Source organism: Devosia submarina, assembly GCF_003056345.1.
GTDB lineage: Bacteria > Pseudomonadota > Alphaproteobacteria > Rhizobiales > Devosiaceae > Devosia > Devosia submarina.
In genome coordinates this window covers 289,771-313,188 of record NZ_PYWB01000005.1, presented here as the reverse complement: position 1 = coordinate 313,188, position 23,418 = coordinate 289,771, and the positions used below count along the sequence as shown (strand labels likewise).

General features: G+C 59.7%; 21 protein-coding genes. 12 read left to right on the top strand and 9 right to left on the bottom strand.

What is annotated here, in order from left to right:
• Window positions 1-48: 48 nt before the first annotated feature.
• Window positions 49-483, top strand: coding sequence for an SH3 domain-containing protein (locus DDE77_RS09495; RefSeq protein WP_245895149.1), 435 nt, complete (start codon window positions 49-51; stop codon window positions 481-483).
• Between the two features lie 48 nt (window positions 484-531).
• Here the strand turns inward: DDE77_RS09495 and DDE77_RS09490 are convergent, their stop codons facing one another.
• Window positions 532-1,455 (bottom strand): DMT family transporter, encoded by a 924-nt coding sequence (locus DDE77_RS09490; RefSeq protein ID WP_108397204.1) that lies wholly within the window; start codon window positions 1,453-1,455, stop codon window positions 532-534.
• 155 nt (window positions 1,456-1,610) lie between these two features.
• Between DDE77_RS09490 and DDE77_RS09485 the strand changes: the two genes are divergently transcribed.
• From DDE77_RS09485 to DDE77_RS09460, 6 genes are all read left to right on the top strand, one after another.
• A complete protein-coding gene (locus DDE77_RS09485; RefSeq protein ID WP_108397203.1) occupies window positions 1,611-2,378 on the top strand; it encodes an SDR family oxidoreductase in 768 nt (255 codons plus the stop codon).
• The gene (gene uvrC, locus DDE77_RS09480) at window positions 2,375-4,261 is read left to right on the top strand and encodes an excinuclease ABC subunit UvrC (RefSeq protein WP_108397202.1); all 1,887 of its coding nucleotides are present in this window, start codon (window positions 2,375-2,377) and stop codon (window positions 4,259-4,261) included. Before DDE77_RS09485 ends, uvrC begins: the two co-directional genes overlap by 4 nt.
• A gap of 910 nt (window positions 4,262-5,171) precedes the next feature.
• The gene (locus DDE77_RS09475) at window positions 5,172-6,245 is read left to right on the top strand and encodes a 3-deoxy-7-phosphoheptulonate synthase (protein ID WP_108397201.1); all 1,074 of its coding nucleotides are present in this window, start codon (window positions 5,172-5,174) and stop codon (window positions 6,243-6,245) included.
• Between the two features lie 156 nt (window positions 6,246-6,401).
• Window positions 6,402-6,968, top strand: coding sequence for a CDP-diacylglycerol--glycerol-3-phosphate 3-phosphatidyltransferase (gene pgsA / locus DDE77_RS09470; RefSeq protein WP_108397200.1), 567 nt, complete (start codon window positions 6,402-6,404; stop codon window positions 6,966-6,968).
• Window positions 6,965-7,216 (top strand): molybdopterin converting factor subunit 1, encoded by a 252-nt coding sequence (moaD, locus tag DDE77_RS09465; RefSeq protein WP_108397199.1) that lies wholly within the window; start codon window positions 6,965-6,967, stop codon window positions 7,214-7,216. The genes pgsA and moaD overlap by 4 nt, the downstream gene beginning before the upstream one ends.
• 1 nt (window position 7,217) lies before the next feature.
• Window positions 7,218-7,664, top strand: a complete 447-nt coding sequence (locus tag DDE77_RS09460) for a molybdenum cofactor biosynthesis protein MoaE (RefSeq protein ID WP_108397198.1) — start codon at window positions 7,218-7,220, stop codon at window positions 7,662-7,664.
• A 126-nt stretch (window positions 7,665-7,790) separates the two neighbouring features.
• Here the strand turns inward: DDE77_RS09460 and DDE77_RS09455 are convergent, their stop codons facing one another.
• Window positions 7,791-8,681 carry a branched-chain amino acid aminotransferase gene (locus DDE77_RS09455; protein WP_108397197.1) on the bottom strand — a complete coding sequence of 297 codons (891 nt, stop codon included), beginning with the start codon at window positions 8,679-8,681 and terminating at the stop codon, window positions 7,791-7,793.
• Between the two features lie 136 nt (window positions 8,682-8,817).
• Between DDE77_RS09455 and DDE77_RS09450 the strand changes: the two genes are divergently transcribed.
• From DDE77_RS09450 to DDE77_RS09430, 5 genes are all read left to right on the top strand, one after another.
• Window positions 8,818-9,336: a MarR family winged helix-turn-helix transcriptional regulator gene (locus DDE77_RS09450; protein ID WP_245895148.1), complete on the top strand. Its 519-nt coding sequence runs from the start codon at window positions 8,818-8,820 to the stop codon at window positions 9,334-9,336.
• A 270-nt stretch (window positions 9,337-9,606) separates the two neighbouring features.
• Complete coding sequence (locus tag DDE77_RS09445) at window positions 9,607-10,005, top strand: hypothetical protein (RefSeq protein ID WP_108397196.1); 399 nt, start codon at window positions 9,607-9,609, stop codon at window positions 10,003-10,005.
• A 67-nt stretch (window positions 10,006-10,072) separates the two neighbouring features.
• Window positions 10,073-10,456, top strand: a complete 384-nt coding sequence (locus tag DDE77_RS09440) for an MliC family protein (protein WP_108397195.1) — start codon at window positions 10,073-10,075, stop codon at window positions 10,454-10,456.
• Window positions 10,429-10,992, top strand: coding sequence for a DUF3995 domain-containing protein (locus tag DDE77_RS09435; protein WP_108397194.1), 564 nt, complete (start codon window positions 10,429-10,431; stop codon window positions 10,990-10,992). The genes DDE77_RS09440 and DDE77_RS09435 overlap by 28 nt, the downstream gene beginning before the upstream one ends.
• 57 nt (window positions 10,993-11,049) lie before the next feature.
• Complete coding sequence (locus tag DDE77_RS09430; RefSeq protein WP_108397193.1) at window positions 11,050-11,517, top strand: GNAT family N-acetyltransferase; 468 nt, start codon at window positions 11,050-11,052, stop codon at window positions 11,515-11,517.
• On the opposite strand, the gene DDE77_RS09425 is transcribed toward DDE77_RS09430, so the two are convergent.
• The 7 genes from DDE77_RS09425 to DDE77_RS09395 all read right to left on the bottom strand — a co-directional run bounded on the left by DDE77_RS09425 (window position 11,514) and on the right by DDE77_RS09395 (window position 23,417).
• Window positions 11,514-12,245: a metallophosphoesterase gene (locus DDE77_RS09425; RefSeq protein WP_108397192.1), complete on the bottom strand. Its 732-nt coding sequence runs from the start codon at window positions 12,243-12,245 to the stop codon at window positions 11,514-11,516. The genes DDE77_RS09430 and DDE77_RS09425 overlap by 4 nt on opposite strands.
• Entirely contained in the window at window positions 12,242-14,248 is a 2,007-nt protein-coding gene (glgX, locus tag DDE77_RS09420) for a glycogen debranching protein GlgX (RefSeq protein WP_245895147.1), read from the bottom strand. Before glgX ends, DDE77_RS09425 begins: the two co-directional genes overlap by 4 nt.
• A gap of 13 nt (window positions 14,249-14,261) precedes the next feature.
• Entirely contained in the window at window positions 14,262-15,896 is a 1,635-nt protein-coding gene (locus tag DDE77_RS09415; protein WP_108397191.1) for an alpha-D-glucose phosphate-specific phosphoglucomutase, read from the bottom strand.
• A complete protein-coding gene (gene glgA, locus DDE77_RS09410; protein WP_170116502.1) occupies window positions 15,877-17,337 on the bottom strand; it encodes a glycogen synthase GlgA in 1,461 nt (486 codons plus the stop codon). Before glgA ends, DDE77_RS09415 begins: the two co-directional genes overlap by 20 nt.
• A complete protein-coding gene (gene glgC, locus DDE77_RS09405) occupies window positions 17,337-18,608 on the bottom strand; it encodes a glucose-1-phosphate adenylyltransferase (protein WP_108397189.1) in 1,272 nt (423 codons plus the stop codon). Before glgC ends, glgA begins: the two co-directional genes overlap by 1 nt.
• Before the next feature lie 55 nt (window positions 18,609-18,663).
• Window positions 18,664-20,859, bottom strand: coding sequence for a 1,4-alpha-glucan branching protein GlgB (gene glgB, locus DDE77_RS09400; protein ID WP_108397188.1), 2,196 nt, complete (start codon window positions 20,857-20,859; stop codon window positions 18,664-18,666).
• A gap of 89 nt (window positions 20,860-20,948) precedes the next feature.
• Window positions 20,949-23,417 carry a glycogen/starch/alpha-glucan phosphorylase gene (locus DDE77_RS09395; protein ID WP_108397187.1) on the bottom strand — a complete coding sequence of 823 codons (2,469 nt, stop codon included), beginning with the start codon at window positions 23,415-23,417 and terminating at the stop codon, window positions 20,949-20,951.
• Window position 23,418 lies beyond the last annotated feature (1 nt).

The window sequence follows — 23,418 nt, the reverse complement described above, 5'->3', positions numbered from 1 at the left end:
TTCTGTAGGCACGGGCATTCGCGTGCCCCGCAAGGAAAGGAGATCGAAATGGCTTTGAGCAAGAAACTCATGGCTGGTGGCCTCGCTGCCCTGACTTTGATGGCGACGGCCGGCGCCGCCATGGCTGCACCCGCCTATGTTACGAGCAACGTCAATGTGCGTTCGGGCCCCGGCACCGGCTACAGCATTGTCGACACCATTCGGCGCGGCGAGCGCGTCGACATCGAACGCTGCCGCGGCAGCTGGTGCTTTGTGGAAAAGCGCGGTCCCGACGGCTGGGTCTCGGCCAACTACCTTGAGCGTGGCGGCCGCCCTGGCTGGCGTGATGACCGCTGGGATCGTCCACCGGTTTACCGGCCCCATCCGCCCCGCCGTCCGCGTTGGGATGATTGGCCGCGCCGCCATTATCCGGACTTCCCGCGCCGCGGTGGCAGCAGCGTCTGCATTGATGGCCCCAGCGGCTATTTCTGCGTCGGCGATTAATACCCCGCGCCGCCCCCAAAGGCGGCGCTTTTTCTTCGCCCTCTCAGCTCACTCCGTGCCCGGCAGTGTCGGCGTGGGCGCCGTTTCGACCTTGCGCATCCTTTCGCGCGCCATCACCACCAGCCCGGCCGCCACGATAATGGCGGCTCCGATCAGCGAGATGCTATCGATCCAGTGCCCGAACACCAGCGCGCTGAGGAAAATCGCCCAGGGCAGCGAAAAATAGTTGAACGGCTGCACCGTGCTCGCCGGCGCCATGGACAGGGCGAACACCATGAGACCGTGGCCAAGGCAGGACGTGACCATGATCGTCACCACCAGCATGAAGTCCGACCACGCCATGGGCTGCCAGAAAAACACCCCCACCGCGCTCGACAGCAACAGGCCCATCAACCCTGTATAAGCCATGCTTGTGGCCGCACTGTCGAACTGGCTGACCTTGCGGGTAATCACGATATAGATCGAATAAAGCGTCGCGGAGATCATTGAGAACAGGACGCCCCAATCCAGCGGCAAGCCACCGGGCCGCACGATCACCATGGCCCCCACAAACCCGATCCCCACGGCCACGAAGCGGAATACGCCCACTTTCTCGCCCAGGATCGGGATCGCAAACAGCGTCACGAGCAGCGGATAGACCAGCGAGATCGCCTGCAATTCGCCAAGCGGCACCGTCCGCAGCGCCATGGCAAAAAACCAGATTTCGATGATCAGGAGCGAGCCGCGCACCACCTGCAGCAGCGGCACTTTCGAGCTCAACGCCTGCCGCAAGGGCGCCTGCCGCAACACCAGAAACAGCGCAAACAGCGCAAAGCCCCAATAGCGCACCATGGTCACCTGGAAGGGCGAATAGGTCTGCACCAGCGTCTTGGACAGAACATCCTGGATGCCGAATACCGCGACGGTGAAAACAGTCAAAACAATTGCCTGGCCCACATTATCCGTGCGGCCGGTACTGGATGAAATGGTCATGCTCGATGCTTATCTAAGGGGTGCAGGAGAGCGCTAGCGCAAATAGGTGCTATTGCCTAGCCATAGCGCCTGCCCCAGCCAGGGAACCTCCCACCCGCGCATTGTTGATCAGGTTCATTCAGCACTAAACTGCCGCCAAAGGTTACAACTGCCGCATGACGAATCAATCCTCATCGATAGCGCTGGTCACCGGCGCCAGCACCCGCATCGGCGCCGCCATTGCCCTAACCCTGGCGCGCCACGGTCATGCCGTCGTTATCCACTACCGCTCCGATCTTGAAGGCGCAGAAAAAACGCGCGACGCGATTGCTGCAGAAGGTGGCCGTGCCGCCATCCTTCGGGCCGACCTCGCCCAGCGCCCGGAACGGGCAGAAGTCATTGCGCAAGCAGCATCGATCTTTGGTCCGCTCACAATCCTCGTCAACAATGCCTCCAGTTTCGAGCGCGACAGCATCCGGGATGTCGATGAGGTCTTGTGGGACCAGCATTTCGCCATCCATGCCGAAGCGCCCATTTTCCTGGCCCGCGACTTTGCGGCCCAACTTCCTGAGGGCGAGGAAGGCAACATCGTCAATATCATCGACGAACGTGTGCTCCATCCTGCGCCATCCTATTTCAGCTATACCCTCTCCAAGTCCGTTCTTTGGACGGCAACGCGCACCCTCGCCCAGTCGCTCGCTCCGGCCATTCGCGTCAACGCCATAGGCCCTGGCCCTGTCCTGCCGCATGCCGGGCAATCCCAGGAAGCTTTCGAACAATCCGTCCGCTCCCTGCCGCTGCAGCGCAATGCCGGGCCCGAGGCGATCGCCCAGGGCGTCATAATGTTGCTCAACACGCCTTCCATGACCGGCCAGATGCTGGCGCTCGATGGCGGCCGCCACATCGAATTTCCGGCCCGCCGGGCCCCCACTCCACGATCATGACCGACCAGACCATTCCACAAGTCAAATCAGGCCACGAAGTTATCCGCGAATTCGTGCGCACCTTGCCCGCCGCCCCTGGCGTTTATCGCATGCTCGATGCGCAAGGCGAGGTCATGTATGTCGGCAAGGCGCGCAACCTCAAGGCCCGTGTCACCAATTACACGCGCCCCGACGCGCTCGAACTGCGCCTGCAGCGCATGATCGCCGCCACGGTCAGCATGGAATTCGTGCGCACCGAAACCGAGTCCGAAGCGCTGCTGCTTGAAGCCAACATGATCAAGCGGCTCAAGCCGCGCTTCAACGTCCTGCTGCGCGACGACAAGAGCTTCCCCTATATCCTGATCGCCACCGATCACGAGGCGCCCGAACTCACCAAACATCGCGGTACCCGTCGCCGCCAGGGCCATTATTTCGGCCCTTTCGCCTCGGCCACGGCCGTCGGCCGCACCATTGCGAGCCTTCAAAAGGCGTTCCTGCTGCGCAATTGCTCGGACAGCTTCTACGCCGCCCGCACCCGCCCCTGCCTCATGCACCAGATCAAGCGCTGCGCGGGCCCCTGCACGCGCGAAATTTCGCTCGAAGGTTATGGCGAACTGGTTGAAGACGCCCGGCAATTCCTTTCGGGCAAGTCGCAAAGCGTGCGCGACCATCTCCAGCGCGAGATGAACGAGGCCGCCGAACAGCTTGATTTTGAACGCGCCGCACTCCTGCGCGACCGCCTCTCGGCCCTGGCCCTCGTCCAGTCACAGGGCGATGCCACCGCTAAATCCGTCGAGGAGGCCGACGTCTTTGCCATCCATCATGAAGGCGGCCAGTTCTGCGTTCAGGTGTTCTTTTTTCGCGCCTACCAGAACTGGGGCAACTACCCTTATCGCCCTCGTGCCGACGCCAGCCTCACCGACGCCGAGGTGCTCGAAGCCTTTATCGGCCAGTTCTACGAAAATCGTACCCCCGCGCGCCTGGTCCTCGTCAGCCACGACCTCGCCGAACCCGACCTTATGGCCGAAGCCCTTTCCACCCGCGCTGGCCGCCGCGTTTATATCGAGCAGCCCAAGCGGGGCGAAAAGCGCGACCTTGTCAATCACGCCCTCAACAATGCCCGCGAAGCCCTCGGCCGCCAGCTTGCCGAAGGCGCCACCAACCGTGCGCTGCTTGAAGGGGTCGCCAATTGCTTTGGCCTTAACGAGCCTCCCCGCCGCATCGAGGTCTACGACAACTCCCACATTTCGGGCACCAATGCCGTGGGCGCCATGATTGTCGCCGGCGAAGAAGGCTTTTCGAAAAAGCACTACCGTACCTTCAACATCAAATCCGACATCACCGCTGGCGACGATTTCGGCATGATGCGCGAAGTGCTTACCCGCCGGTTCACGCGCCTGGCCAACGAAGCCGAAGACGAGGTGGAGGACGAAGGCGGCGGCATGCCCGATTGGCCAGACGTTGTCTTCATTGACGGCGGCGCCGGCCAGCTCAACGCCGTGCGCGAAGTGATCTCGGCCATGAACCTGCCGCGCGACGTGACCTTTATCGGCATCGCCAAGGGCGAGGAACGCGACGCCGGCCGCGAAAAATTCTTCATGGAAGGCCGGGAGGCCTTCATGCTGCCCCACCGCGATCCCGTCCTCTACTATGTCCAGCGCCTGCGCGATGAAGCCCACCGCTTCGCCATCGGAACCCACCGTGCCAAGCGCAAAAAGGACCAGATCAAGAACCCGCTCGACGAAATCGAAGGCATTGGCCCCACCCGCAAGCGCGCCCTGCTCAACCATTTCGGCTCCGCCAAAGCCGTCAGCCGCGCCTCCCTCACCGACCTAAACGCCGTCCCCGGCATCTCGGGCACCATGGCCCAGCTGGTCTACGACCATTTCAACCCAGGCGGCTGAGCCGCCCCTCCTGGTTCGAAAGGCCAACCATGAGGTCTATTTATCGGCCCCATCTTGTCCCCACTCGCCGACCGTCACCCTCGGGCCTGACCCGAAGGTTCTACACTTAACCAACGCTCCGCAAGTACAGTCTCCTCGGGTCAGGCCCGAGGATGACGATCGGGATTGTTGAACCATCCTCCCCATGCACGATGTTCCCCAAGGCCTCATGGTGAGCTTACACGAACCACGAGGCCGAGCGAGTGGAGGCCTCAGGTGCCACGCCCTCATGGTTCGACACGCTCACCATGAGATCTACTGATTGCCCGCATGCGCCCCACCAACCGCACCAGTCCCTCCCCTTCCCAGGGGGAGGCTAGGTGGGGGTCCTCTCCCGCGCACAAAACTAAATCTCTCCCCCTTCTCCCCCCACCATCCCCATGCGCTAATCTCCCCCCACTGCCTTCACGAACCAGCGGGTCGCGCGAACCGGCTTGTGAAGGGGCAGATGGGGCGGGGATGTTCGTGATCCCCGTAGGCAAGCGGAAGTGTCACCAATGCCTCTGGGAGGCTCAGGGACCAGAGTCGCGCGCGCCGGAAAATCCCATCTGATGTGGCGAAGCTTTGTCTCACTACACTAAAACTTACCGGGGCAAGGCCTCGCCACATCAACGCTGTTCATCACCGCACCCGGGGCGGCGCTTCGGCACGTCCAAAACAAGGGAGTCGACAAGTCGAAAACGCCGGGCTACAGTTTCGCCATGATCTCCCTCGCAACCATCTCGTTTTGGTACTTTAGCTATCCGCTCCCGGCGGAGGCTAGCGCGCGCTTGATCTGATCCTGACCCGATAAGCATCAAACCCCAGCCCACCGCCCGATCATTCGAGGCGGTTTTTGTGGCCGCCTCACCCAAAATCCCGAGGAGCCACCATGCTGAAATCCACCGACGATCTGCGCATCAGCGCCATCCAGGAACTCGCCACCCCCATCGAAATCATGCGCCAGCATCCGCGCACCGACCGTGCGACCCGCACCGTCATTGGTGCCCGGCATGCATTCCACAATATTCTCGGGGGCAATGACGACCGCCTCGCCGTCATCGTTGGCCCCTGCTCCATCCACGATCCCGCCGCGGCGCTGGACTACGCCAAGCGCCTCGTCGCGCTGCGTGAGACCTTGGGCGACCGGCTCGAGATCATCATGCGCGTCTACTTCGAAAAGCCCCGCACCACTGTCGGCTGGAAGGGCCTCATCAATGATCCCAATCTCGATGGCAGTTTCCGGATCGATCAGGGCCTGCACACAGCCCGGGCCCTGCTGCTCGACATCGCCAATATGGGTCTGCCAGCCGCCTGCGAATTCCTCGACATGACCACCCCGCAATATATTGCGGACCTCGTCAGCTGGGCTGCCATCGGTGCCCGCACCACCGAGTCGCAGATCCACCGCGAACTCGCCTCCGGCCTCTCCTGCCCCGTCGGCTTCAAGAACGGCACCGATGGCAACGTCAAGATCGCCCTTGATGCCGTCCAGTCCGCCAGCCAGCCCCACCATTTCCTCGCCGTCACCAAGGACGGCCGCTCCGCCATTGCCGCGACCACCGGCAACGAGGATTGCCACATCATCCTGCGCGGCGGCAAAACCACCAATTACGACGCCGCGAGCATCGACGCTGCCGCGGCTGCAGCCACCAAGGCTGGCCTCCAACCCGCCATCATGGTCGATGCCAGCCACGCCAATTCGAGCAAGAAGCCGGAAAACCAGCCCCTGGTCCTCGCCGACATTGGCCAGCAACTCGCCGCCGGCGACCGCCGCATCATCGGCGTCATGATTGAATCCAACCTCGTTGCCGGCCGCCAGGACCTCGTTCCCGGCCAGGATCTCGTTCACGGCCAGTCCATTACAGACGGCTGCATCGACTGGGGCACCACCGTCACGGCCCTCGAATCCTTGGCCGAAGCCGTCACCCAGCGCCGTGCAGCCACAAACCAGCAAGTCGCCTAGCGGCGATGTATCAGTCGACACCCTCCCCCTTGCGGGGAGGGATCAAGGGTGGGGGTACGAGAGCCCCGATATCAAGATCATTCCGGAAGCCAGAGCACATGAACCCGCGTGCCACTTTGACTTGACCCCCTCCCCCCATTCCTGTTCTGTCCTCCCATGGCCAGATCACCCCTCCTGCTCGTTCCCAATCTTATCACCATCGCCCGTATCGGTGCGATCATCCCCATCGTTGCGCTGGTGATGAGCGGGGATACGACTTTGCGGCTCATGGCACTGATCCTGTATATAGTGGCCGCCGCCAGCGATTGGCTGGACGGTTATCTCGCCCGCGCCTGGGACCAGTATTCGCCTCTGGGCCGCATGCTCGACCCCATCGCCGACAAGCTCCTCGTTGGCATCCTCATCGCCGCCCTGGCTTGGGATGGCAGCCTGTCGGCCTGGGACATGATCCCGGTCTGCGCCATCCTCTTTCGCGAGTTCTTCATATCTGGCCTGCGAGAATTCCTGGGCAATGCCAAGGTCGTGCTCAACGTCACCGGGCTTGCCAAGTGGAAAACCACTATCCAGCTCGTGTCCCTGGCCGTCGTCCTCCTCGAGCGCATCGTACCCAGCTTGGGTCTCGTCAGCGACCTGCTGCTCTGGCTCGCCGGCATCCTGACCGTCTGGACCGGCTGGCAATATCTGCGCGCCAGCTGGCCGCATCTGAGTGCCGAAACAAAATGAAGATCCTTTACTTCGCTTGGCTACGCGAACGTCTCAACCGCGGCGAGGAGGAGGTTTCGCCTCCTGCCGAAGTCAGCACCGTCGCAGAATTGATCGACTGGCTGGCCGGCCGCGACGAGGCCTTCGCCTTGGCAACGGAGAAGCGCTCCCTGATCAAGGCTGCCGTAGACGCCAAGCTCGTCGGCCACGATGCTTCAATTCACGGCGCCAGCACAGTCGCGCTCTTTCCCCCTATGACCGGCGGCTGAGATGACTGTTCGCGTGACCACGGAAAGATTCGATCCCGGTGCCGAGCTCAACACCTTCCTCAGCGCCACAGACAACGCAGGCGCCGCCGCGACCTTCACCGGCGTGGTGCGCTCCAACCCGCAAGATCCCATCACAGCCCTGACGCTTGAGTGCTATCCCGAACTGGCCCTCAACCAGCTCAACGATCTCCTCGCGCAAGCCACCAACCGCTTCGATCTTCTCGCGGCGACGATCATTCATCGCTACGGGACGCTTCACCCGGGCGAGCCCATCGTCCAGGTCATGACCCTCTCGCCCCACCGCCAGGCCGCATTCGAGGCGGCCGAGTTCCTGATGGACTTCCTGAAAACGGACGCCCCCTTCTGGAAACAGGAAACTACCCCACAGGGCACTCACTGGGTCGAAGCTAAAAGCGCAGACGACGAGGCAAAGGCGCGCTGGGAATGAAGACCCTCCCCACCGCTCGTCACCGTCGGGCTTGACCCGAGGGCTCTACGCTTCCCTTTTACCGATACCGCGTCGGCAAACAAGAAGGCCGGGCACTTGGCCCGGCCTTTCGAAAGTCCAAAAACCTTACTCGGCTGCCGCCCGCTTGGGCTGAACCTCAGCCGCATAAGCATCGATCAGCGTCCGGCAACCCTCGCCGGGCTGGAATTTATACTCCCCGATCTCGCTAACCGGAGTAACCTCTGCTGCCGTCCCTGTGAGGAAGCACTCATCGAATTGGCCCAGTTCTTCAGGCATGATGTGCCGTTCAGTCACCGTGAAGCCATTCCGCTTGGCAAGATCAATCAGCGTCTGGCGCGTAATGCCATTGAGGAAGCAATCCGGCGTAGGTGTCGTGATGTCCTTGCCCTTGATGAAGAACACGTTGGCGCCAGTCGCCTCAGCCACATAGCCACGATAGTCCAGCATCAGCGCATCAGCATAGCCGTTCGCCATCGCCGCGTCCTTGCTCAGCGTGCAGATCATGTAAAGACCCGCCGCCTTGGCCGAGGACGGAATTGTTTCCGGGCTCGGACGCTTCCAGCGGCTCCATTCCAGGCGGATACCCTTGAGCTTTTCCTCAACCGAGAAATAGCTGGGCCACACCCAGGCCGCGATCGCCAGATGCACCGTGTTGTTGCGCGCCGGAACGCTCAGCTCTTCCGAGCCGCGCCACGCCACGGGGCGCACATAGGCATCTACGAGGCCGTTCTTTTCCAGAACCTGTCGCTTGGCTTCCTCGATCTGCTCGACGGACCACGGAATGGTCATGTCCAGCGTCTGGCCCGAACGGATCAGGCGTTCGGTATGTTCGCGCGACTTGAAGATCTCGCCGCCATACGCGCGCTCGCCTTCGAACACGGAGCTTGCATAGTGCAGCCCGTGCGTCAGCACGTGAATTTTTGCGTCTTTCCAGGGTTTGAATTCACCATCAAACCAGATCCAGCCATCACGCTGGTCCATGGGCACACCGGCCATGATCCTCTCCCGAATGAGTCTGGCGAGCGCGCCTCTGCCGCCGCCACATCTGCGTCGATCATGCCCGAGCCCCAAAGCCTTGGCAAACCACAAAGCCTGAGGGATAAGACATGGACGGCGTCCTGATGGGAAAACAATGTCAGCAACCCAAAAAAATGTCAACAAGGCTGACATAAATTCTCCCCCTCCCGAGAGCCAGGATTTGCCGCTCGACATCATGGGGCTGTTCTTCTTTGCCTACCGGGATTTCACCGGCGATGCCGATGCATTGCTGGAGCGGCAGGACTTTGGACGCGCCCATCACCGGGTGCTTTATTTTGTTAATCTGCGCCCCGGCATGCCCGTGGCTGATCTGCTCGACATTCTCAAGATCACCAAGCAAAGCCTGGCGCGCGTGCTCCGGCAACTGATCGACAGCGGCTATATCGAGCAAAAAACCGGTCATACGGATCGCCGCCAGCGGCTCCTCCACGCCACCGAGAAAGGCCGGCAGTTTTTCAGCACGCTTTCGGCAACGCAGGCGAGCCGCATCAATACGGCCATAGCGAATCTTCCGCCCAATTCCCGGCAGATCGTCCTGCGCTTCATGATCGGCATGGTCGACCCCGAAGACCGATCGACGCTCGACCGGCTTAACCTGACTTCGGGTCTTTGATGAGAAACGAAAAGGGACGCGAAACGAGTTCGCGTCCCCACGGGAGACACCACAAAGGAGCGTCAGCCTCTGCGGCAGCCTACCGACCGATTGGCAAGCTATTCCGGCCTGCCAAACACCTGCCAGTCATCACCGGCTTGGCGGTTTAACGAGAGCAATGGGCAAGGGTTCCGCCCGAATGAAACTGTGATCGAACTGGCCCAGCGGCATGGCGATCCCGCCCGCAAACTGCTCTAAGGGACGCAAACGACCAGAATTGGAACATTGCCCATGACGACCAAGGAACAAGACTTCAAGCAACGATTTGCCACGCTCTTGCGGGACCTGCAAACTGACGGGACCAAGGATTCCGAAATCATGTGGGTCCTTGGTACCTTCGCTGCTGAGCTGGCCAGGGATCTTCAAAGCACCACCTGGTCTGGCGCCAAGGGCAAGATGAACGCGGCAATCTACAACCAGCTACTCAAGAAGTTTGAAGAGCGCGGCAATGAGCATTATCGCGCCGGCCGCCACAACGAGGCCTACGCGATCCAGGTCCTTTCCTATTCCCTTATCGCCCGCACTCAGGCCAACGATCCACAGATGAAGGAAGGGGAAGTCCTGATCGACGAAGTCATCGACCGGGCAGCAGGTCTTTACAGCAAGGTCAAGCAAGCGCGCACGCAATAAGCCCAGCATCCAAATTCTGCCGCTTGGCGGTGAAAGCTTGGGCCGGGAAATTTGCAGGGGTTACCTCATGATCAACCGATTGATCGCCATTTTTGCTTTCGCCACGCTCTTTGCCGCAATACCTGTTCATGCCGTCGAGACATCGTTGCAGCTGCAGCTAAGTGCCGGCCAGGATTTCGAGCGGCGTACCGTCACCTATGATTGCGGCACCGAAACACCCCTCAGCGTAACCTATCTCGATGCTGCGCCGAACTTCCTGGCGATCATTCCGCTCGAAAGTGAATCCCAGCCCCTCGTCTTTGCTGCGATTGTTCCCGAGTCAGGCGCCCGCTATGCCTCGGGCTCTTGGATCTGGGAAAGCAAAGGACCGGACGGCAGCCTCTACGACACAGCTGAAGGGGACGATGCCGAAGCTGTCCTGACATGCTCCGAACTGGTGAATACCCCCTGACAGCTGTTACAGCGACCTATGGCAGCATGCCGCACTGGACGAGACGGGCGCTCTCACCTATCCCCGCATATAGGCGCATCGATGAGGACGAGTATTATCCGCCCATGAACATGCTAGTCGCAGCACTGGTTTTTGTGCCCCTGCTCACTGTTTCAATGGCTCACCTCATGTGGTCTTTTGGGCTCACATGGCCCATTCGCGACGAAAAACTGCTGGCTCAAACCGTGGTCGGCACACAGGGCGTCGAACGCATGCCCCCGCGCTGGGCCTCGTTCGGCGTAAGCCTGCTCACATTTGCCGCCGGCATTCTTGCTCTTGCGCTTGCCGATCACACCAGCGGCGGGCTTGCGCTTACCCTGTCGGCCCTACCGGCCGCAGCCATCTTCATCGGCCGCGGCGCCTTGGGCTACACGGCTCGATGGAGCGAACTAACGCCCGAGCCCAATTTCCGGCTTAGCGATCGCCGGATTTATTCTCCGCTTTGCCTTGCCATCGGTATCGGCTTTCTCATCTTGTTCCTGATGAGGCTGCTATGACAATGCGCCAGGGCATGGCAGCGATCATCCGGTCTTTTCGTGCAAAGGGCTGAGCAAATGTCTGACACCGCTATCCGCATGCGCAAAATCCTGAGCGCTGATATCCCACCGCCAGTCTGGCCGGTCGGAACGCGGCGGCTGCCTTTCGCCCTTGCGGAGCCAAGAGCTTTGCACGCCATCCTGTCCGAAGCCTATCAAAGCGGCTTCGGCAGCGTTCCCCCATTCGAGGATTGGTGGGACGCACTCAACGATGATGCCGAGTTCGATCCGGCCCTCGTCATCATTGCCGCCGATATGGATGGCGGTCCCATCGGCCTTGCTCAATCCTGGACCTCGGCTTTCATCAAGGATATCGCCGTTCTCCCCGCATGGCGCGGCCGTGGTATTGGTGAGGCTTTGCTTCTCTCGACCTTCCACGCCTTCCACGAGCGTGGCGCGACCCATGTTGATCTCAAGGTGATGCCTGGCAATGCCTCAGCCATCCAGATCTACCGTCGCCTGGGCATGGTTGAGGCCCCGGCTTAACTCACCATCACGACATGGCTCACGAGCCGCGTTTCCGCATAATGATGCAGCAACAGCCCGGGCGGATCGACGGCCAGCGTATCCTTGCCATCGAGCCGCAGCGTGTTTGCACGAGTAACGGACGGCGCCATGGTGGCAGGCAAGCCAGCAAAGCGCGAGAACATCGGGCGGTGAACATGCCCGCACGTCAGAGCAAGAGCTGCGCCGCCAGCCTTGCCAATGACAAGGGAGAGCGCTTCCTGGTTATGGCAGAGATTGCGGTCCTTACCGTCGATCCCGCACATGAACGGGTGCTGATGCTGAAAGATCAAGCTCGGCAAACTGCTTGACGCCAGCTCGTTCTCCAGCCAGCCGAGCACCGGTTGCGCATCACCGTGATGCGCGCCGGGAACGGTCACGTCGAGCCCGATAACCCGCATTTGGTCGCCAACCACGCCCGAGCAATTGAGCTTGCCGTCCGCAGGCCAGTTGAATCGCTCCGCAAAGACACGCCGGAGCGCTGCGGGGTCATCGACATTGCCCGGCACAAGAAAGAACGGAATGCCCGTGTCCTCGAGCCGCTCTCGAATCTCGGCATAGCATTGCTCATGCGCATGCTCGGCCAGATCGCCACTGATGATAATGGCATCAGGTTGAAGAGGCCTGAGCCAGCCCAGCACCTTGTCAAGCCGTCGGAAAGGCTCGCTTAGGCCACTGGCATGGATGTCGCTGAGCTGGGCAATAATCATGATCCGGCAGGCCTCACCAGCGCGGTAACAGATCGCGGCGTCAATGTTGCCGTGGCTTCCACCATGGCGACGTTGGCCGAAGGGTCGGACACGAACCCAACGTCCCAATCAGCGTCCGGCAGCCGCGCCACCACTGGTTCGATCCTGCGGTTGAACCACACCAGAACTTCATCATCTTTGTTGCGCAGATGCATGCCCAGCACCGAGGCACCTGACTCTCGCCAATCATCCTCGTTCATCTCGCGGCCCTCGGGATGCAGCCATACGACATCTCTGACGCCATTTCGCTCCTGCCCGCTTAAGAAATGGTCATGGGTCAAAGCGGAATGGGCTTTGCGGAAGCGAGTGAGCGCCGCCACGAAGTCCATGAGATCGCCGTCGGCGTTTTCCCAATCGAGCCAGGTGATTTCATTGTCCTGCGCATAGGCATTATTGTTGCCCTGCTGGGTGCGGTACATCTCGTCGCCTTGCTGCAGGAGGGGAATGCCACGCGACATGAACAGCGTCGCGAGCAATGCCCGGACATCCCGTTTTCGCGCGGAGATGATGGCTGGATCATCGCTCTCCCCCTCAACGCCGCAGTTCCAGGAGGCGTTCTGCGCATGCCCGTCGCGGTTACTTTCGCCATTGGCCTCGTTGTGCTTGTGCACGTAGCTGACGAGGTCACGCAACGTAAAGCCATCATGCACGGCCAGCATGTTCACGCCATTGCTGGGCTTACGCCCTGCAAAATCGAAAATTTCGGCAGATCCTGCAATCTTACCGGCAAGCGCGCCGATCTTGCCATCCTCTCCGCGCCAGAACCGTCGCACCTCATCGCGATAGGTGTCGTTGTGCTCCTTAAACTCCTTGCCGAACTGGCCAAGCGCATAGCCGCCCGGCCCCGTGTCCCACGGCTCTGCAACAAGGATACATTGGCTGAGAACCGGATCGTTCTTGATCTTCTGCAGCATCACGGCGTTGGGATTGAAGCCCGGATCGCGACCCAAAATTGTCGCAAGATCGAAGCGGAAGCCGGACACGCCCATCTCTTCGACCCAGTACCTAAGGCTGTCAATCACTAGCCTTTGCACCGCCGGATGATCGCACCGCAGCGTGTTGCCAGTACCGGTGTCATTTACCAGTACCCGCTTGCCGTCGATTTCGGCAAAACGGTAATAGGTCCGCGCATCAAGACCCATCAGGCTCAGCATGGGTCCAAACGCGTCACCCTCGCCTGTGTGGTTAAAGACCACATCGAGAATGACCGAAATCCCGTTCTTGCGATAAAGATCGGTCATGTTGCGCAACTCGTGCGGTCCGCGTGGGGCAAGCCGCGGATCGATTGCTGAATAGGCCACGGGATTGTACCCCCAGGCATTGGTTAGCCCCAGCGCGGGCAGATGCCCCTCGTCGATCCATGCCGCCGTTGGCATGAGCTGCAGCGTGTCGACCCCAATATACTTTAGGTGATCAATGACGCGCTGCGTGGTGAGCCCAGCAATGGTGCCCCGCAACGGCCCCTGAACGCTGGGGTGCCGCATCGTGTAGCCACGCACATTCATTTCGTAGAAGAGGCTCGGGGCCTTCTTCCGGGGCGCTGCCTTTTCCCAGCTCTCGCTGACAACAATGGCCTTGGGCACGAGCGGCGCTGTATCGACTGCTTCTGCACGATCCAGCCGCAAACGGGGCGAGCGGACAAACACCCGGTCGAGCCGCTTGGCGTACGGATCAACCAGAAGCTTCATGGGGTCAAAGAAGTAGCCCTGATCCGGATCATAGGGTCCATCAGCGCGCAGACCATAGCGCGTTCCAGCCCCAAGGCCGCGGATCAAACCGGCCCAGACATTGTCCTCATGCACATCGAGTGCAAACCGGTCAGTCTCCTGATCCAGCTCGTCGAAGATCGAAACCCAGATTGCACTGGCGCTTTCTGAATACACAGCGAAGTTGACGCCATCCGCGGACACGGTGGCGCCAAGCCGCTCGGTACTGCCCCCATGGGGGACGAGCATGGGCTTCATAGGCGATTTGGCATCAGGTAATAACACTTGGCGCTTGCCGGCCCGTGCGCTGCGTGATGCCGGCCAGCTCGTCCGCTAGGGCAATCAGCGGTTCGAGCGCCGCCTGGGTTTCCAGATCATGCCGCCCATCGGGCGCCTCATAGCGTTCCAGATATAGCCGCAGCGTCGCTCCAACCGTCCCTGTGCCGCTCAAACGCAAGACAATGCGCGATCCGTCGGTAAACCCGATGCGGATACCCTGCTTGGCGCTAGTCGAACCGTCCACGGGGTCATGGTAGGTAAAGTCGTCGGCATAGGCGATCTGCAGATCGTCCTCGAACACCTTGCCAGGCAAGGACGGTAGCTTTGCCCGCAGGTCATCCACCAGCTTGCCAGCCACTTCTGCATCAACTTCTTCATAGTCGTGGCGCGTGTAATAATTGCGCCCATAGGTTGCCCAATGCTCGCGTACGATTTCGTCGACACTCTGCTTGCGTACCGCCAGGATATTGAGCCAGAGCAGCACAGCCCAAAGCCCATCTTTTTCGCGGACATGGTTTGAGCCCGTGCCCGCACTTTCCTCCCCGCAGATCGTAACGCGACCGGCATCAAGCAGATTGCCGAAGAATTTCCAGCCAGTTGGCGTCTCGTGCATTTCGATGCCGAGTTTCTCCGCTACGCGATCGGCTGCAGCACTTGTTGGCATCGATCGTGCAATGCCGGCAATGCCTTGCTTGTAGCCCGGCGCCAGATGCGCATTGGCTGCCAGCAGCGCCAGCGAGTCGGAGGGCGTAACGAACCGGTTCTTGCCGATGATGAGGTTGCGATCGCCATCGCCATCGGACGCAGCGCCGAAATCGGGGCCATTAGCCGACATCAGCAGATCATACATTTCCTTGCAGTAGACAAGGTTAGGATCTGGATGCCCCTGGCCGAAGTCCGGCGAAGGAGTGCCGTTCAGGACCGTGCCCTTCGGTGCGCCCAGCATGCCTTCAAAAATGGCATGTGCATATGGTCCGGTAACCGCATGCATGGCGTCAAAGGTCATTCGGAACCCCGACGCGAACATGGCCTCGATTGCCGGGAAGTCAAACAAGGTTTGCATCAGCGCCGCATAGTCGGCAACCGGATCAACTACTTCCACGACCATATTGCCCGATCGCTGCAAGCCGATCCGATCCAGCGCCACGTCTGCAGCATCCACGATCTTGTAGCTGTCAATCACCTTGCTGCGCGCGAAGACCGCATCGGTGATCTTTTCCGGCGCCGGACCGCCATTGCTGACATTGTACTTGATGCCGAAGTCACCATCCGGCCCGCCAGGGTTATGACTTGCGGACAGAACCAGCCCGCCGAAAGCTTTGTAGTGCCGGATAATATGGCTCGCGGCCGGGGTAGACAGGAGCCCGTTCTGCCCGACGAGCACCTTTCCGAAGCCATTCGCCGAAGCAATCTTGATCGCCGTCTGGATGGCAACGTCGTTGTAGAAACGCCCGTCCCCACCAATCACCAATGTCTTGCCCTCGAAGCCTTCAAGGCTGTCGAAGATTGCCTGGATATAGTTCTCGACATAGTTCGGCTGCTGGTAAACGCCTACGCGCTTGCGCAACCCCGAGGTGCCGGGCTTCTGGTCGCTGAAAGGCGCTGTCTTAATTGTCTGGATCGTCATTGGTCTTGAGCCCGGTAAGTGTGGCGTAGAGGTCGGCATAGCGCGCAGCGCTTGTGTCCCAAGAGACATCCGACTTCATTCCGCGCCGTTGCATTTTCTTCCAGCGTTTCTCGTCCGCATACAGGTGCATTGTCTTGCGTATAGCCTCAACAAGCATAGGAGCGCTGTTAGGATCAAAGACAACCCCTGTCGCAACCTCCGCCGAAAGCGCAGCTGGATTGGCATGGATCACGGTATCAGCCAAGCCGCCGATGCGGCTGACAACTGGAACACAACCATAGCGCAGGCCATAAAGCTGGGTTAGTCCACAAGGCTCGAACCGAGAGGGGATCAGAATTGCGTCGCATCCACCCTGCATTAGATGACTCAGCGGCTCATTATACCCCGTGATAATTCCCACCTTGCCCGGGTGCTGGGCAGCGGCGCGTGAAAAACCATCCTCAAGATGCGCTTCTCCGGAGCCGAGTACGACAAGCCGCCCTCCCCCAGCAACGAGGCCATCCACTGCCTCAAGCAGCAGATCCATACCCTTTTGATCAGTAAGGCGGCTCACGACGCAGAATAGCGGCCCGTCTACCCCATCGAGCCCAAACTGATCCGCAACAGCACGCTTATTAACCCGCCGCATATGGATCGTGTTTGTGGAAAAGTTCTGCACAAGCGCGGGGTCAGTAGCCGGATTCCACGCCGACGTGTCGATGCCGTTGAGGATACCAAAGACGGTATCGCTCCGGGCATTCAGTAGCCCCTCAAGACCCACTCCAAAGGCTGGTGTGCGGATCTCATCGGCATAGCTAGGGCTGACGGTCGTCACGAAATCAGCGCACTCCATGCCGGCTTTAAGGTATGAAATGCCGCCGTAGAACTCGACACCATGAACGCTGAAGGCCTGCGGTGGTAGGCGCAATTGCGTAAAAATATCCGCGCCAAAGAAGCCTTTGAAGGCCATATTGTGCACGGTCATCATCGTCTTGACGTGCTGGTTACCGCTGAATTTGATATAAGCCGGCGCCAGCCCTGCTTGCCAATCATGGGCATGGATCACCTGCGGACGATAGCCCTCCACCAGACCAAGCCCTAGCTCGGCCGCTACCCAGCTCAGCGCCGCAAACCGCTTCCAGTTATCAGGCCAGTCCCAACCATCAGGGCCGACATAGGGGTTGCCGGGCCGATCATAAAGCTGGGGTGCATCAAGGATCACCACGTCCAACCCATCGACCCTGCCCGCGATCAGCTTGGCGCGAACGCCAAACAGATCGTCCAGTTCTCGCACCACACGACCGCGCTTCATCTTGGCCATTACCGCGGGATACCCAGGAGCCAGCGTACGCATGCTGACACCATGCGGGCCCAGCGCCCCGGGCAGTGCACCCGCGACGTCGGCAAGCCCGCCGGTCTTGATCAGGGGATAAACCTCGGACGCGACCGAGAGGACTTCGATCATCGACCCGCCAGATATTTGTTTATCATCTGCTGGGTGATCAGCGTCACGCCTTCATCGCTACGCCGGAACCATTTCGCATCAAATTCGGGATCTTCCCCGACAACCAGGCCTTCGGGAATGTTGACGCCACGATCGATGACGACCTTGCGCAAACGGGCATTCCGCCCAATGTCGCAATAGGGCAGCACCACCGCTTCGTTGAGTTCGGAATAGGAGTGCACGCGGGAGCCCGTGGAGAGGAGTGTGCGCTGCAAATGTCCGCCGGAAATGATGCAATCACCCGAAACCAGCGAATTCACCGCTGAACCCCGCCGCCCGTCGAAATCATGCACGAACTTGGCCGGCGGCGTGATTTCAGCATAAGTCCAGATCGGCCAATCGCGGTCGTAGAGGTCCAGCTGCGGCTTGATGTCGGTCAGGTCGATCGATGCCTTCCAATAGGCGTCTATCGTGCCGACGTCGCGCCAATAACTGACTTCTTCATTGCTGGAGCGCACGCAGGAGCGCGGGAAGCGGTGCGCCCATGCCGTGCCGTTCTTGACGATATAGGGAATGATGTCCTTCCCGAAATCACGGTTGGAGCCCTCAGTGGCCGCGTCCCGGCGAAGCTGCTCCATCAGGAAGCGGGTTTCGAAAACATAGATCCCCATGGAAGCCAGCGCCATGTCAGGCTTGTCGGGAATACCCGGCGGATCCTTTGGCTTCTCAACGAAATCGACCACACGGTCGCGTCCGTCCACATGCATCACGCCAAAGCCGGTCGCCTCCATGCGAGGCACTTCTAGGCACCCAATGGTCACGTCCGCGCCCGTGTCCACATGCTGGCGCAGCATAATTTCATAGTCCATCTTGTAGATATGGTCGCCCGCAAGGATCACGATGTAACGGGCGCCCGAATCCTCGATGATGTCCATATTCTGGTACACGGCGTCAGCAGTGCCCGCATACCACATGTCCTCGCGAACGCGCTGCGATGCGGGCAGCACGTCGAAGCTTTCATTGCGCTCCTGGCGGAGGAAGTTCCAGCCGCGGGACAGATGTCGGATCAGGCTGTGCGCCTGATATTGCGTAGCAACGGAAATGCGGCGAATGCCTGAATTGATGGCATTGGATAGGGCGAAATCGATAATGCGCGACTTGCCGCCAAAGTAGACCGCCGGCTTGGCGCGCCGATCGGTGAGTTCCATCAACCGCGTGCCACGTCCGCCAGCCAGCACATAAGCCATGGCCTCACGAGCCAGCGGTGACGGTACCCTGTAGTCTGCCATTCTCTAACCCTCCGCTCGTGCCCGTTACACCGGGACGTATCTACAAACCAGCCGTTTATTCCGGCTCATATTTCAGGAACAGTGTCGACAGCGCCGGCAGGAATAGTTCTGCCTCCGCTGGCCAGTGTTGCCCTTCCATAGCATAGGCGGTGACAGCACCCTGGTTTCCCGTATTGCTGCCCGAATACCAGCCTGCATCCGTATTGATTCGCTCTGTCCATCTGCCTGCGATGGGCATCGGAATCTTGTACCCGCTGCGTGGAATGGGCGTGAAATTGGAGACAATCAGGATCGGATCGCTATCCGGTGCCTTGCGCAACCAGGCAAAGACCGAATTGGCGTGATCATTGCCGATCACCCATTCAAAACCATCCGGCTCGCAATCGCGGGCGTGCAGCGCCGGCAATTGCCGATAGGCTGCGTTCAAGTCGGCGACCAGCCGGCGCATGCCTTCGTGCATGCCGGCATCAAGCAGATACCAGTCCAGCGACTTGCCCTCGGCCCATTCCTCGCGCTGGGCGAACTCCTGGCCCATAAACAAAAGCTTCTTGCCAGGATGACCCCACATGAAGGCGAGATAGGCGCGCAGATTGGCAAATTGCTGCCAGTCGTCGCCCGGCATCTTTTCCACCAGCGAGCCTTTGCCATGCACCACTTCATCATGGCTCAGCGGCAGCACGAAGTTCTCGGAGAAGGCATAGACCATCCCGAACGTCATGTCGTTGTGGTGGTATTTGCGATGCACCGGCTCGCGGCTCATGAACCGCAGCGTGTCGTTCATGAAACCCATGTTCCACTTGAAACCGAAACCCAATCCGCCTGTGTGAGCAGGATGACTGACGCCTGGCCAGGAAGTGGACTCTTCGGCAATCATGAACGTGCCGGGGTGAAGCCTATACGCTTCCGAATTGACCCTTCGGATGAAATCGACAGCTTCAAGGTTCTGGTTGCCACCAAATTTGTTCGGCACCCACTGTCCGTGCTGGCGGGAGTAATCGAGATACAGCATCGACGCTACGGCATCGACGCGCAAACCATCGAGATGGAAGGTTTCGAGCCAATAAAGCGCGTTGTTGACCAGGAAGCTCACCACTTCCTTGCGCCCAAAATTGTAGATCGCTGTGTTCCAGTCAGGATGGTAGCCCTGCCGCGGATCTTCGTGCTCGTAAAGCGCCGTGCCATCAAATCGCGCCAGCCCATGTGCATCGGTTGGAAAATGCGCCGGCACCCAGTCAAGGATCACCCCAAGTCCCGCTTCATGGGCTGCGTTGACGAACCTGGCAAAACCAGCCGGGTCTCCGAAACGCGCCGTGGGAGCATAAAGTCCAGTAGGCTGATAGCCCCAGCTTGGATCATAAGGATGCTCGGTGATCGGCATCAGCTCGATGTGGGTATAACCCATGTCGGCGGCATAGGGGACGAGCTGTTCAGCCAATTGGTCATAGCTGAGGAAGCCCCCATCAGGCCGGCGACGCCAGCTGCCCAGATGCACCTCGTAGATCGACATCGGCGTGCGACGCCAATCGCGGGTAGCGCGGTCTTGCAGATATTGCGCATCTGTCCAGGTGAACGGTGTCGGATCAGGCACCACGGACGCTGTGCGCGGACGCAGTTCGGACTGGCGGGCGAACGGGTCAGCCTTGAGCGGCTGGATCACCCCATCTGGCCCAACAATCTCGTACTTGTAGAGCGTTCCCGTCCCGAGCACCGGGATAAACACTTCCCATATGCCTGTCTCGAAGCGGTTGCGCATGGGATGGCGTCGGCCATCCCACTCGTTGAACGACCCCACGACGCTGACACGCTGCGCATTGGGCGCCCACACCGCGAAATGCGTTCCATGGATGCCCTCGAACTCCATTTCGTGAGCACCAAGCTTGTCGAAAAGCCTGAGATGGCTGCCCTCTCCGATGTAGTAATCGTCCACGGGCCCCAGCACAGGACCGAAGGAATAGGGATCATAAATATCCCATTCTCCGCCAGCATTACGTGCCCGATAACGAATGGGCTGCCGCTTGCCAACGGCAACCTTGCCTTCGAAAAACCCTGCCGGATGGCGCGGAATGAGATGACCTAATTCCGTACCATCAAGCAAAAAGGCCGTCAGGGTTTCAGCATGAGGCACGAAAGCCCGAAGCACCCATTGTCCGTTGACTTCGTGCAGCCCCAAAAAGGCAAATGCATTGCTGTGCCGGCCACCAACAATGGCCTCCACTTCGCGCAAATCGGCTTGCCAGTCTTCCTTGCTCACACGCCCGCTCCCCTAACCAACAATCGCCCTGGACCGATATCGCTCAAGTCGTAATTTGGCGCCCACATCGGGCGCCAACACTCACGTGCCTAGGTTTTCACCCCCCAGATATCGTGGGCATACTGCCGGATGGTGCGATCAGACGAGAAGAAGCCAACATTGGCGGTATTGCGGATGGCCATGGCATTCCAACGGCGCTTGTTATTCCAGATCGCATCAACTTGAGCTTGCGCTGCAACATATGCATCAAAGTCCCGGGCCACCATGAACCAGTCATGCTCATACAAGCCGCCGATCAGCTCACGATAGCGATTGGTGTCATCCGGAGAGAATACGCCTGATGCGATCGAGTCCAGCGCCTCCTTGAGACGCGGCGATCTTTCGATCATGGCGCTGGGCGTTTCGCCCTTTGAGCGCTTCTCGTTCACCTCGGCAGTGGACAGACCAAAGATGACGATATTGTCGGAGCCAACTTCCTTGTGCATCTCCACATTGGCGCCGTCCAAGGTTCCAATGGTGATTGCACCGCTGGCCATGAATTTCATGTTGCCCGTTCCCGACGCCTCCATTCCCGCGGTGGAAATCTGTTCGGACAGGTCAGCAGCAGGAACAATCACTTCGGCCAAGCTCACGTTATAGTTCGGCAGGAAAACCACCTTGAGCATGCCACGCACTGCCGGATCATTGTTGATGACTTTGGCAACGTCGTTGATGAGCTTGATGATTAGTTTAGCGTTCCAGTATCCTGGTGCCGCCTTGCCCGCGAAGATTTTAACGCGCGGAACCCATACGCGTTCCGGATGGGCACGAATTTCATCATAAAGCGCAACCGCTTGGATGATGTTGAGCAACTGCCGCTTGTATTCGTGGATGCGCTTGATCTGGACGTCAAACAGAGCATCCGGCGAGACGACGATGTTCAGGCGTTCCTTGATGAGGCGCGCCAGCTTTTCCTTGTTGGCGTGCTTAATGGCAGCAAACTGATCCTGGAAGGTCGGGTCGTCCGCATGGGCTTCAAGCCCCTTCAGCAGGTCGATATCATCAAGATAATCGGACCCGATGCGGCTGCTGATCAGTTTTGCCAATCCTGGATTGCACTGCATCAACCAGCGGCGGGGCGTTATCCCATTGGTCTTGTTGTTGATGCGCTCCGGATAAAGCTTGTGCAGATCGGAGAATACCGTTTCCTTCATCAACTCGGTATGTAGGGCGGACACACCGTTGATGGAGTGCGAACCCACAAATGCCAGCTGCCCCATGCGCACACGGCGTCCGCCGTTTTCGTCGATCAAGGAAACATTGGCGATCTGCGCGTCGCTGAACTTGGCCCGTTGCCGCGCTTCAGCTAAGACGTCCGTATTGATCTGGTAGATGATCTGCATGTGACGCGGGAGCAAACGCTCCAGCAGCGCCACTGGCCAACTCTCCAATGCTTCGGGCAGCAGCGTGTGGTTGGTGTAACCAAAAACGCCCTTGCAGAGCTCCCAGGCCTTGGACCATTCCACGCCCTTTTCGTCCACCAGGATGCGCATCATCTCGCAGATTGAGATCGCAGGATGAGTGTCGTTGAGCTGGATCGCGACCTTGTCCGGTAGCGAGCTCAAATCCCCATATTGCTGCACATGCCGGCGTACAATGTCCTGCAGGGACGCCGAGGAGAAAAAGAACTCCTGCCGCAAGCGCAATTCCTGACCGGCAGCAGTTGAATCGGCCGGATAAAGAACCCGCGTAATCGCTTCTGCCCGTGAGCTTTCTTCCAGGGCACCGATGTGGTCACCCGAATTGAACTTGTCGAGCAAGATCGGATCGATCGGCTGGGCGCTCCACAGGCGCAAGGTGTTCACCCGCGCCCCACGCCACCCCACGATCGGCGTGTCGTAAGCGACAGCCAGCAGGTGCTCATTGGGCCGCCATTCCTGCCGAACAATGCCCTCGGGGTCCGTCACGGGTTGGACGTAGCCACCGAAACCGACCTCATAGGCACTTTCCCGGCGCTCGAATTCCCAGGGATTGCCATGCGCGAGCCAGTCTTCGGGCAGTTCAACCTGCCAGCCTTCGCTCATTTCCTGTCGAAACAGGCCGTGGACATAGCGGATGCCGTAGCCATAGGCAGGAATCTTGAGCGAGGACATGGATTCAAGGAAGCAGGCTGCCAAGCGACCAAGGCCACCATTACCCAGCGCTGCATCAGGCTCCAGATTGATCAGATCGCCCAGATCCACATTGAGGTTCTTGAGCGCATCGCGAACCGGCTCGATCAGCCCGACATTGCTCATCGCGTCTCGCATCAAGCGGCCGATAAGGAACTCAAGGCTTAGGTAATAAACCCGCTTGTGCGACGTCCGCCAGGTTTCGCGGGAGGATTCCATCCAGCGATCCATAACACGGTCACGCACTGCAAGGATCGTTGCCTCAAGCCAATCATGGGGGCGGGCAACAATGGGGTCCTTGCCGACAGAATAAATCAGTCTTTCAAGGATTTCCGCCTGAATAGCTTCAACGGTGGTAGCGCGGAGCGCTGGCGTAGGGGCATCGTAAACAATCGGCTTTTGCGTCATC